This window comes from Streptococcus sp. 9903, from assembly GCF_013276625.1.
Taxonomy (GTDB): Bacteria; Bacillota; Bacilli; order Lactobacillales; family Streptococcaceae; genus Streptococcus.
On record NZ_VMLI01000003.1, the window covers coordinates 1 to 10,931 of the forward strand.

General features: G+C 37.7%; 19 protein-coding genes. 16 read left to right on the top strand and 3 right to left on the bottom strand.

Annotated features, from left to right (window positions below; all coding sequences use genetic code 11):
- Positions 1 to 102: 102 nt before the first annotated feature.
- From HT696_RS01870 to HT696_RS01880, 3 genes are all read right to left on the bottom strand, one after another.
- Positions 103 to 1,269 (bottom strand): site-specific integrase, encoded by a 1,167-nt coding sequence (locus tag HT696_RS01870; RefSeq protein ID WP_049512163.1) that lies wholly within the window; start codon positions 1,267 to 1,269, stop codon positions 103 to 105.
- Positions 1,270 to 1,977: 708 nt separating this feature from the next.
- Complete coding sequence (locus tag HT696_RS01875; protein ID WP_049512165.1) at positions 1,978 to 2,238, bottom strand: hypothetical protein; 261 nt, start codon at positions 2,236 to 2,238, stop codon at positions 1,978 to 1,980.
- 57 nt (positions 2,239 to 2,295) lie between these two features.
- The gene (locus HT696_RS01880; RefSeq protein WP_173283226.1) at positions 2,296 to 2,811 is read right to left on the bottom strand and encodes a helix-turn-helix transcriptional regulator; all 516 of its coding nucleotides are present in this window, start codon (positions 2,809 to 2,811) and stop codon (positions 2,296 to 2,298) included.
- Positions 2,812 to 3,028: 217 nt separating this feature from the next.
- Here HT696_RS01880 and HT696_RS01885 point away from each other — a divergent pair, with 217 nt between their 5' ends.
- The 16 genes from HT696_RS01885 to HT696_RS01960 all read left to right on the top strand — a co-directional run bounded on the left by HT696_RS01885 (position 3,029) and on the right by HT696_RS01960 (position 10,635).
- The gene (locus HT696_RS01885) at positions 3,029 to 3,223 is read left to right on the top strand and encodes a helix-turn-helix transcriptional regulator (RefSeq protein WP_000794674.1); all 195 of its coding nucleotides are present in this window, start codon (positions 3,029 to 3,031) and stop codon (positions 3,221 to 3,223) included.
- A gap of 126 nt (positions 3,224 to 3,349) precedes the next feature.
- Entirely contained in the window at positions 3,350 to 3,604 is a 255-nt protein-coding gene (locus HT696_RS01890; protein WP_239667308.1) for a hypothetical protein, read from the top strand.
- A gap of 354 nt (positions 3,605 to 3,958) precedes the next feature.
- Positions 3,959 to 4,459, top strand: a complete 501-nt coding sequence (locus tag HT696_RS01895) for a hypothetical protein (protein ID WP_049512036.1) — start codon at positions 3,959 to 3,961, stop codon at positions 4,457 to 4,459.
- Between the two features lie 11 nt (positions 4,460 to 4,470).
- Positions 4,471 to 4,671, top strand: coding sequence for a hypothetical protein (locus HT696_RS01900; protein ID WP_049512038.1), 201 nt, complete (start codon positions 4,471 to 4,473; stop codon positions 4,669 to 4,671).
- Position 4,672: 1 nt separating this feature from the next.
- The gene (locus tag HT696_RS01905; RefSeq protein ID WP_049512040.1) at positions 4,673 to 4,888 is read left to right on the top strand and encodes a hypothetical protein; all 216 of its coding nucleotides are present in this window, start codon (positions 4,673 to 4,675) and stop codon (positions 4,886 to 4,888) included.
- Positions 4,885 to 5,178: a hypothetical protein gene (locus HT696_RS01910; protein WP_049512041.1), complete on the top strand. Its 294-nt coding sequence runs from the start codon at positions 4,885 to 4,887 to the stop codon at positions 5,176 to 5,178. The genes HT696_RS01905 and HT696_RS01910 overlap by 4 nt, the downstream gene beginning before the upstream one ends.
- Positions 5,159 to 5,500, top strand: coding sequence for a hypothetical protein (locus tag HT696_RS01915; RefSeq protein ID WP_000058833.1), 342 nt, complete (start codon positions 5,159 to 5,161; stop codon positions 5,498 to 5,500). The genes HT696_RS01910 and HT696_RS01915 overlap by 20 nt, the downstream gene beginning before the upstream one ends.
- Complete coding sequence (locus HT696_RS01920; protein WP_049512044.1) at positions 5,493 to 5,765, top strand: hypothetical protein; 273 nt, start codon at positions 5,493 to 5,495, stop codon at positions 5,763 to 5,765. Before HT696_RS01915 ends, HT696_RS01920 begins: the two co-directional genes overlap by 8 nt.
- Positions 5,762 to 6,277, top strand: coding sequence for a hypothetical protein (locus tag HT696_RS01925; protein ID WP_049512046.1), 516 nt, complete (start codon positions 5,762 to 5,764; stop codon positions 6,275 to 6,277). The genes HT696_RS01920 and HT696_RS01925 overlap by 4 nt, the downstream gene beginning before the upstream one ends.
- Positions 6,270 to 7,793, top strand: a complete 1,524-nt coding sequence (locus tag HT696_RS01930) for a DNA primase family protein (RefSeq protein WP_053091579.1) — start codon at positions 6,270 to 6,272, stop codon at positions 7,791 to 7,793. Before HT696_RS01925 ends, HT696_RS01930 begins: the two co-directional genes overlap by 8 nt.
- 327 nt (positions 7,794 to 8,120) lie before the next feature.
- Positions 8,121 to 8,288 (top strand): hypothetical protein, encoded by a 168-nt coding sequence (locus HT696_RS01935; protein ID WP_080976790.1) that lies wholly within the window; start codon positions 8,121 to 8,123, stop codon positions 8,286 to 8,288.
- 82 nt (positions 8,289 to 8,370) lie between these two features.
- Complete coding sequence (locus HT696_RS01940; protein ID WP_049512058.1) at positions 8,371 to 8,640, top strand: hypothetical protein; 270 nt, start codon at positions 8,371 to 8,373, stop codon at positions 8,638 to 8,640.
- A 97-nt stretch (positions 8,641 to 8,737) separates the two neighbouring features.
- A complete protein-coding gene (locus HT696_RS01945; protein ID WP_173283228.1) occupies positions 8,738 to 9,403 on the top strand; it encodes a hypothetical protein in 666 nt (221 codons plus the stop codon).
- Positions 9,404 to 9,406: 3 nt separating this feature from the next.
- A complete protein-coding gene (locus tag HT696_RS01950) occupies positions 9,407 to 9,613 on the top strand; it encodes a hypothetical protein (protein WP_045606889.1) in 207 nt (68 codons plus the stop codon).
- A 48-nt stretch (positions 9,614 to 9,661) separates the two neighbouring features.
- Positions 9,662 to 10,162, top strand: a complete 501-nt coding sequence (locus HT696_RS01955) for a terminase small subunit (protein WP_045606888.1) — start codon at positions 9,662 to 9,664, stop codon at positions 10,160 to 10,162.
- 80 nt (positions 10,163 to 10,242) lie between these two features.
- Positions 10,243 to 10,635: a transcriptional regulator gene (locus tag HT696_RS01960; RefSeq protein ID WP_049512991.1), complete on the top strand. Its 393-nt coding sequence runs from the start codon at positions 10,243 to 10,245 to the stop codon at positions 10,633 to 10,635.
- The last annotated feature ends 296 nt before the right edge of the window (positions 10,636 to 10,931 follow it).

Below are 10,931 nucleotides of genomic sequence, written 5' to 3' on the forward strand. Positions count from 1 at the left end.
TTTATGAGAAACGTGCTAAATTTAAAATAGGGTGTGTAAAACCCTTGATATAGCTACTTTTCACGATTGAGCTAATGGATTTTTAAGCTTTTTGTGGACTTTTTAGGAACTTTTTAATTTTTCAATGGCTTTTTCATAAAATGAAGTAGCGTTTTTCTTGTTGTCTTTGGACAAGTGGCTATATGTATCCATGGTTATTGAAATTTGAGAATGACCAAGCCTTGTTTGTATTTCTTTGTAAGGCAGTCCTGCATTGAGTAAGATACTAGCGTGAGTATGACGGAAGGCGTGGAAAGTTAAACGAGGGCAGTCAGAAAGTTTTAAATGTTTCTCAAGTCTATGTCTAAGCGTCCTAGCGTCTCTATATTCATCGAAATAATTAGGGAATACTTTCTCATAAGTCAAGCCTATTTCTCTACCCACTTGCGCTTGTCTATTTTTGTAAAGCCGTAGCATGAGTACCGTTTTGGTATCCAAGTCAATTACTCTAATACTTGATTTAGTCTTAGGAGTGGTGATTTCCTTTTCACAGTTTAGAGTCTTGTTTACGTCCAGTGTACCGTTTTGTAAGTCAATATCAGACCATTTCAAGGCTAAACACTCACGAATACGCAAACCAGTAGCTAAAAGCGTCTTATAAAGCACCGTATCGTAGAAATTTTTGTAAGTGTTTGGCAGCTGCTCCAGGTAAGTCAAGAATTTTTTCAAGTTATCATCATCCAGATATTTGAGTTTTTGCCCTTCTTTTGCCTTACGACGTGGGACGATAATATCACGGGCAGGATTAAAGGAGATAACTTGCAACGATACGGCATATTTAAGTATTCGCTTATTTAGCGAGTTAAGTTGCGGATATTCTTGGTAGCCTTTGCCTAGTTGATTGTAATCTTTTGCCCATTGATTGACTTGCTTTTGAATAACTGGGGGCGTTAGCTTATCTAGTTTGTAGTTTCCAAAGGCTGGAAGTAGATAGTTATTTAGTCTACTCTTGATTATTGTAAGGGTAGCCTTTTTGACTGTATGGCAGTACGTTTCCAGCCAATTCTCCACCAGTTCGGAATAAGTCTTTATCTCAACCGTCTTATATACTGTAGAGCCGTTTTTTTCAAAGTCTATTTGAGCCTGTAGCGCTTTGGCTTTGAGTTCTCTCTTGGTTCGCCCTGATATAGTCGTCTTGACTTTCTTACCCGTTACGGTATCGATGCCAAGATAGACGCTGGAGCGATAGACTGTAGATCCGTCTTTTTTGGTGTATTCTGTTATTTTCATGGTTTTACTCCTTTTCCATCAGCAGGCAAGCAATTAGAAAAGATTTTGAGTTTATACCATGCGAGGGGGGGTACGAGAACCCCCCTATTTTCGATTTTAATTAGTCAGACGGTAAATTGTACCAGAGTAGGAAACAAGGCGGATATAGGGCTTATATGGGCTTGTTTGTGATGGGTGTTTTTGATATAATGTTTTCGCCCCCTCAATTTAATTCATGAAGGGAGGTGTTACATATGCTAGAAACTTTACTCACAGTTTTTCTAGCTCCGTTGCTTATCAACGTTTTATCTGAGCTTTTCAAGCTATGGATAAAAAAGCGCAATAAGTAATGGTTGACCCTTTAAGAGGGTAGCAAAAAACCCCATCGCTGTAACGGTGGGGCTTTTTTAGTTACATATGCAGTAACTTTACTCACAATGTAAGTTAATTTTAACATACATGCCCCAATATTTCAAGAGTTTTAATTTTTTTGATATTGTTTAGAGCGTTTTAAGCGTTTCTAAAATGCCAAAGTGTTGAAAATCGTCTAAATTATACCGCATTATACTGTATTAGAGAGTTATAGCCTGATGAGCGTGAGAAATGCCGTCAGTCGCTTTTTAAATGCAAGAGTGGTATAATGATGTTGTAAATATCTAACCTTTTGCTTATTTTCAGTTAGGTATTATCAGACAAGTCAGCAGTAGCAGACTTGTCTTTTTTTGTTAGTTAGTCTATTCTTTCGAATACCAACGTAGCAAAAATATGATCACCGCCTAACATTCCTTTTCCACCTTTACTAGTAGACATTGTATGTAGTTTATACCCTTTTTCTACTTGTTCGTTTAGAACATCCTCTAATTCAGTGATGGTAGTTCTAGCTGAACCAGTTCCAAAAACTGCTTCTTGCAACTTAACTTGCATAACGATATATTTTCTATTTTTGTTATTATCTTTGAATCGAAAAGCTGATTTTGTATTTAATTTCATGATTTTGCTCCTTTTTTATTCTCTCTGTATATACTCACGACTTTGCCGATGGTAGTCTTATTTTCCTCTCATAGCTAATAATTCAATAGTTTTACCTATATTTTCTTGTTCAGTTTCTGTTAGTATGCTCCATAAAGCTATAAATTTTTGTAATCTAGCAGGGAGAAATAGAAACGAGCTATAAAAGTCTTCACGGTGCTTTACAACTATTTCGGGAGGTACGGCAGTATTTTTATAGCTTTCATAAAATTGTTTATCAATATACTCATAAAAATCTTTTGTTCTTTCTCCGATTAGCTCTTTTATCTCTTGAGTGAGGAATGTTTCAACATCAGGATAGTTTGAAAAAATTGTTTTATCAAGTGCTTTTTCTAATTCTCTATACTCACTATACCCCAACAGATACCCAACGCTTACCCCGAAATAGTCAGCAAGTTGCTGGGCTTTTTCGGGTTTAATTTGGCTTTCCTCGTTTTCCCAGCGTGATAGAGTCTTTTCTGATATGCTCATCTCTTTTGCTATTTCCTTTTGAGATAGCTTTTTTTCTTTACGTAACTCTTTTAATCTATTCATTTATATCAACACCTTTCAAATGTATTATATCATTCTTTTTCTCAAACCAGACAAAAAAAGTCCAATAAAATAAAAAATATCCTTGACAAAGACAAAAAGTGTCTGTATAATAAAAATCAATCAGACAAAAAATGTCTGAACAAAACCTCCAGCGCAACACTTTTCAATCTATTCTGCTGGAGGTAGCTTTTAAAGATAATAGAAGGAGGTAAGACATTTGAAAAATAATATGCGTGTTATTTTAGCAAAGAAACGCTTGAAGGTGGCAGATGTTGCAAGAGAAACAGGGCTATCAAAAAGCACTTTGACGGCATTGTATTATGAGCGTTCAAAAAATCCGACTTTTGAGACATTGCAGAAAGTAGCTGACTTTTTAGAAGTTACGATTGATGACTTGTTAAAGGTTGGATAAATAGAAAGGAGCGACCCAATCGCAATACTATATTACATATACAGATTTCTCATGTGGTGCTTTACCGCTGGGAATTGACCTGCTCGGAAGAAATATCCGACCTAGAACATAAAGGAGAAAAACAAAATGAACAACACACAAGTATATCAAGCACAAACAACTAACCACGGTATCGCTAGAGCATTGGGCAAAGAAATGAACTTTAAAGAATTTAAAACATGGCTAGATGAAGCCGTGAGTATGGCGGAAGCTATGGCATTACCTGAAAATAAAGCAGTACTTGACGACTTAATAGAAAATACAGCCAATAACCTAGTTTTTATCGCTGAGTTAGTGGAAAGCCGTCAACTGATTTATAGAAAACCTAGACATGAAGATTAAAAACGACAACAAAAAAAGTCACTTGCTCAAATTTTGGTCGAGGAGAGCAAGCGACTGGATCAAGAATATAGATATTTTTCCTATATCTCAATTATAACAAAAATCAACTATTCAATCAATAACAACTAATGGCAGGCAAGCAATTAGAAAAGGTTTTGAAAATCATAGAGCGCCAACTCTTTAAACTGGTACTTTCTCACGCTTTCAATTTGCTGAGTCTGAGCGTGAGGCTGTAGGCAAGAAAAACTGTATAAGAAACAACCATTAAAAATCCCCACACTCGCCATCGCAAAACTTTGAGTGTGAGGATATCCTGGATAGTAAAAGGCAATAAAAAGGCCAACGGAGGAAAATATGATAGCAGATCAATTAGAAGCTATTTCAACAAATTTAGAAGAAATACAAGAAATTCTTGTAGGAGATGGAACTGCATTAGCTAAAAGAGAAATCAGCAGGGTATTGAACGACTTGGACGATGTTTATAATGAACTAACTAGCACAGAATACCATGAACAACAGGAAACACTTAAGGAACAGACGGAAAGGATGAAACAGAGGGTGATTGCTGAGGTAATAGGTGAACTAGAAGAACGAGAAGAGTCTTATTACAGAAATTATTGGGGTGATACTAAGTTTATAAAGCTACTTTCCAATTTTGATGGATTTCTTTTCTTAAATACTTACCTAGCTGAAATAACTAAAGAGAATGACTACCCTATGACTCCAGACCAAGTATTTAATTATGTATGGGAAGTTATAGCGGTTGATATCGCAAGAAAAAAACGAGGGAAAAAGAACGTTTTGGATTCATGGACAGACTCATCCCTATATACTCGTGGAATGATGATTGATTAGGAGGCGATGCAATGACACTAGACCTAAAAAACATGACACAAGCAGAATTTGATGAAGTAATGGCTGAAATCAAGGCAGAACGCCCCAGCGTCTTTCAGTTCATCACTGATTTTTTAGATAGAAAGGTAACACCCGAAGAGGTGGACGAATTTTTGAAGATGGAGCGAGCTGAACAAGTGGACTATATCAAGAATTATCAAGCGAGGGCATAACATGAATGAGTTAGATTTGACCAATACACAGGCAGTTTTTGTTACCGTGGTATTGATTGGCTTACTGCTTTATCTAAACCACCGAGACCGCAAAAAAAGCGCCCAATTTGAGCGAGAAAACCAACAGACGATAGAAACACCTAGCGAGGATTTAAACCCTGAATATGGGCGTTATATCCAGCTTGCAGGGGTAAGAGTTTACGGAGGGATGAAATGAGTTACACAGTGAAGATATACCTTGATAGTGAAAAAATACCAGACGAACCTTATTTTACTAAAAATATTTTTCTAGCTACGTGTATGGACAATGCAACAAAGTTAGCTGTAACTATGGGCTTGTTGACAAAACAAACGTTGGATTTAGAGACTAAGACAGCTATTTTGAAAACCCTTGATACAATCATAGAAACTCAAAAAGATATTTTGCGAGGGGTAGCGAGCGGACAAATAACCTTTTTGAATAAAAGCAAAGGAGAGGAGGAACTGAATGAGTCTATCAGAGAATGACAAACGAGTATTAAGACTAATCAAGGTAGGGGCTGAGAACTCCATAACAGGAGCAGAAATCAGCCTGATCACTAAGCTAGCAGAAAGAACCGTGCAAGATATTATCAGCCGTCTAATCACGCGCCATAGTGTTCCTATTGTTGGGGTTCGCCATGGGACATTTAGAGGATATTTTATCCCTGCTAACAAAGAGGAGCTACTGGACGGAGCAAAAACATTTTACAATCAGATACGAGAAGAAGAAAAGCGCCTAGCGGTGTTGATGAACAGCGATCTAGAAAGCTACAAAGAAACCTTGAAGGAGGTGGGCGGATATGTTTAGCCTAAGTCGAGAAAGTGAGCATGACCTGACTCATGGCATTCTGGAGGTAGTAAAAAAATACCTTGAAGCGCATGAGAAAGTACCGCAGAGACTGACCAAGTTAATAAATAGAGTTGAACTCAAAGAGGAGTTGAAAATCAGTGACAGCACGCTAAATAAGTGGGAAAGGCAGGGTTTAAGACGCTATCAACCGCCTGACGATGGTTCTAGAATGATTTACTATTTAGTGACTGACATCTGGAAGTTTCTGGGGGTGGATAAATGAGGGTGCTGGAGTTGATTCTATCCGCTGATAAATTACCTTTGTTTGCCTTTCTCAAGTCTAGCCCAACCCAAGTTTGGAAGAATGGCAATCACTATAAATTTATCTATTTTGAGCCAATAGGCGAGGCGCTGACGGCTTTTCACTACAAAGGCTTGTATGTGGTAGTTAAAGACGAAAGTGAGGAAGTAGAGGGCTGGGAACTAACCAGAGATTTAGAGATAGGTTTGGCCAGTCCTGACTTGCTGACGATCCTGAAAGATTTAGAGGTAAACAAATTGACCGAGCAACGGCAGGGGCTTGGAGTGGAGTTAAAAGGCTGGGTTTTTGACCTGATTTGTAACGGAATTTATACCAGGTATGAGACTTCACTTTTTGTCCGCTTGCTGTTTGTGAATGGCTATAGTTTTAATCAGTTAGTGGATTTGTTTTCAGCAATTGTTAAACGCAAAGACCTAGCAAGCTATTTCCTAGAAGTAGCGACAACATTCTATAAGGAGGTGGCTTTTGAATAGCAATGACATTGTAAATAAAATCATTGAAGAGAACCAGCAGCATGAACCCACTAAGGCAATAGAAGAATCAGAAAGCTATCTGACAACCTTCAAAGGGATACAAGGCTTTTTATTCAACGTATGCCAAAGTTTAGGGGAAGCTAAACCGTCTAAGTCTTTGGGGGTTGCTGACTTTCTAAGAAAGTATATCCGATTTGTGAGAATTAGACCAGAAGCGCAGGGACAGAAAGCGCCCTTATATTTCTATCATCCTGATAAGGGGATATGGATAGAAGATAACGAGTTACTTCAAGATTTAATCTCAACCATTCAACCAGATACGACAGAAAAACAAGCTTTTGATACGATTTACAAAATAGCTAGACGTAGCCCGTTGAAGTCTATTCAAAATGATTATACGGTTATCGGAAACCAGCTATATAACGCTAGTAAGGAAACATTTGAACCTTTAACACCTAGCATTATTGTAACTAGAAAAATCCGTACAAGATACGACCCAGAAGCCTATGAGCCAACTATACACGGCTGGAGGCCCAGCAAGTGGCTTGCTGAATTATTTGACAATGATCAAGAATCATATAACCTAGCTATCCAGATTATTAAAGCAAGTATCACAGGTAGAACCCTTAAAAATATCTTTTGGCTTTATGGCGAGGGTGGAACTGGTAAGGGAACATTCCAGCAGTTACTTATTAACTTGGTAGGCATGGAGAACGTCGCAAGTCTCAAGATGACTGAGTTTGACAAAAGCCGTTTTTCTACCTCCATTCTGTTAGGTAAGAGTTTAGTTATTGGGGACGATGTACAAAAGGATGCAGTTATCAAAGATACGTCAAACATGTTTAGTCTTGCGACTGGTGACATCATGACTATAGAGGACAAAGGAAAACGCCCCTATAGTCTACGCTTGAACATGACTATTATCCAGTCGTCCAACGGCTTACCAAGAATGAACGGGGACAGGTCAGCGATTGACAGGCGGTTTAAGATTTTACCATTTACCAAAGTCTTTAAAGGGAAGCCAAACAAAGCAATCAAAGACGACTACATCAACAGGAAAGAAGTATTAGAGTATTTCACACGCCTAGCCCTTGAAACACCGACAAAGGACATCACACCAGAGAAATCAAAGGAGATTTTGCAAGAATACCACGAGGATAATAATCCAGTTATTGCTTTTGTATCTTCATTCTTTACGGATGATCTATCAAGCGAGTTTTTGCCTAATGACTTTGTTTTTCATAATTGGAAAGGATTCATAGAATATTATGGCGTGAAGCTACACAAGACAGAAATGGGGTTGCATAGAGAAATTAAAAGCAATCTACCAAGCTGGATAACGGTAGGACAGAAAACAATCCCAGCAGGGAGACAGCTTCATGTTGGTTTCTATCCTCACGAAGATTCAGCACCTTACTCACATCCATATTTCAATGGCAGGGAAAAACCTGAACAACGAAAAAAAGCTAAAAATGAACGGGGGTACTTTAATGGAAAAGCAAAAAGAAGGAAATAAGTTATACACTTTATACACTTGATAAAAAAGCGTGGGAGCTGAAACCCATAGAGCGCCAAGGACTTTAGACGCTTATACACTTTATACGGTAGATTTTTTCTTTTACAGTATTAAGCGCTCATTTCTCGTAAATTATATAAACTAGTGTATAAAGTGTATAAAGCGTATAAAACAGGACTTAAACCCTTGATATGACAGGCTTTTAATTTTATACACTTCAAAAATAAAGTGTCTAAAATTTTCGATAAGTGTATAAAAAACATAGATAAAAATGGTAAAACAAGGCATTTTACATAATTTACCTTAAAATAAAGAAAGGACAACAACATGAAAGTTAAACTATTTGAATATACTAGACGATGGGAAAAAGAAGACTTTGAGAAAGAGGTCAACGACTTCATGGCGACTGTTGAAGTGCTGGACGTTAAATTTTCTGGTACACCATCTAGTGAACCTTTTAATTCAGTGGCTACCGTATTGGTATTATACAGATAACAAAATGGGGTAGATAGTACCGACCCCCTTGCAATGGTGTAACTACTAGTGACATCCTTAAAACAGAAAGAGGAAAAACAACATGACATTAAAAGTATTTTCAGAAACCGCACCAAAACATACATTTACTTATGAATTTGGAAACCTAGAAGACGCACAAATAGCAGGGCTAGCTTTATTTGGATATATGAGAGGTACTTATCTAGTGCCAGCTATTAAACTAAGATATAAGGAAAACGGAACGCTTATCGCTGAGTATTTGGAGGATAACAATCTAGATATCAACTTTAAACGCATTTGTGAGGTTTTCAAGAATAGCGAAAATCCAATAGATGAAGAAGTTGAAGAGTAGAGAGTAAGTAAGTAGATGAACTACAATAGAGACCCCGTTACTGGATTGGATATGGCACTCTAAAATTAATAAAAACAACAGAAAAGGAAAGAATAAGATGACAGAAACACAAAACACAAACAACATTGAACAAGCGCAAAAGCGCCAAGAACTAGCCCAAAAAATGGATAAAGCACTAGATAAAATCACTAAGGAAGTAAACGCATTGATCACGCAAAACGAAAATGCGATTGCTGAGGCTGAACGAGAAAAAACACAGTTGCTCCAAGACCAAGCGACCGCCCAACGTGAACACGATGAGGCGGTTGATGAAGTAGATAAAGACAAGCTACGCAATGCCAAGGATAATTTATGGATTGCTGAAAGTAAATTAAAAAAGAACGCTCAAAAGCTGGAAGACTTGCACAATGAAACACTGATGAATCTTGAAGATTTTAAGTCAAAAATCGATGAACTAGATTCAACGGTTGACAAAAAACATAAGGCACTTTATGATAAAGCCGTGGATTTGTTACGAGAGATTGACCAAATTGATGACGAATTTAGAGCGGATTCTGATAAACTTCAATCCCTTTACCATGCTATGGCTTACAAAGTTGGGAAAGGTAAGAGAGAGTTTACTTTCAGTACAGGGGGATCTATTATCTCTCCAGCCGATGGAAGGGTTAGATACGAACCAGTCCATCCAGTTGAACCATTCTTAAGAGATGTTTATGTGCGAGCTTTCGGAAATACTTACAACGATGTGAAGGGACATTTTTAAAAGATGAAGAGACAAATCAGACACAAAATTGAACCAGTACCAACGATTGTAGAACTCTTTAAACTAATGGAGGAGCACCAGCAAGCACATCCAGAGTATGAGCGTTATAATTTCAAATACATTGAAGACGGGGACGCTATTGGTGCAATCATTGACTACAACGTGGAAGAATCAGTATTAAAAGCTGAGAAAGAGCAAGATAACGCTTAAGACAAGGGGGAGTTTTCCCCTTTTTGTCGCTTAAGGAGGTGAACTAATGTGACAGATAAGTTAACGCAAAGACAAGAAAAATTTGTCCAAGGACTAGTGGCTGGACTATCTCAAAGAAAAGCATATAAAGAGGCTTACAACGCCCAAAAGATGGCTGATAGTACGATAGATTCAAGGGCTAGTAAGTTGCTGAAAGAGTACAAGGTTAATACAAGGTACAGAGAGTTATTAAAAGAGTTTTCAAACCGTGCTTTGTGGTCAAGGGAGCAGGCTTTTAATGAGTATGAATGGCTAAAAAATAAAGCTAAATCTGAAATTATCGAAAGTGGATTGAAGCCTAGCAATTTCAATGCCTTTCTTTCTGCTTTGCATGGGATGAATAATAGCGCTTTTCGTGATTTGGAGTTGCTGGACGAGAAGTTGCGAGCAGAAATCAGTGTGATTAAGAGTAACATCCATCAAGAAACTCCAGTTAAGGATGATAAATTTATAGAGGCCATGAGCGCAATGGTTGAATCCGTCTGGGAAGATGAGATTCAAAAGGAATAGCCTTAGAATACGAAAAAAAGCCAAGGCGCTCCGCCTCAGCTATAATCTCAAATATTATTATATCACAAAGGAGCGAATTAATGGAGCTGGATAAGTTTAAAACGATGATGAACGTCAGAGAGCGGATGACTTACTTTCTACGTTTCCAGAGGATGGCAGGAAGTGAAAACCAAGTTACGATAGATGAAGAGGCTTGGAGGCTTGTCTTACCTGATCAGTGGAATTTGACTAGCAAGCATGAAAAGGCAATCCGTGAGGGGTTGGAGATATTCGCCCACGACATCAACAGCATAGAGAACAAACGAGCCAGAAAATACTTTATTATCCATTATTGCTATATGAGAAAGAAAACAATGAGTGAATGCGTAGAGATGGCAGGTACTAGCTCCACTAGCTACCACCGATATAAACAGATAGCCGTCTTAAACTTTGCGAGAATCCACCAGAACGGAGAACTGGAAGTATATAAGTAAGTGCATATCATCTTGATAGGATATTTTGCCCTATCGTCTTTATCGTGTTATAATATACCTATCAGCAACCAGCAATAAAAAAAGCACGTTTGACCGTGCTAGTTTCTTGCCTGCTGAACTCATCGATTGATTGCCCTTTTGTGGGGGCTTTTTTTGTGGACTTTTTTAAGAACTTTTATAGTCTTTTAAAAAGTCCTAAAGACCTGCTATTTTTTAAGATTTAATAGTATAAATGCTTTAGGTATTTTAATGAAGACTAAAAGTTTATCGTTTCTATTTTTATGAGAAACGTGCTA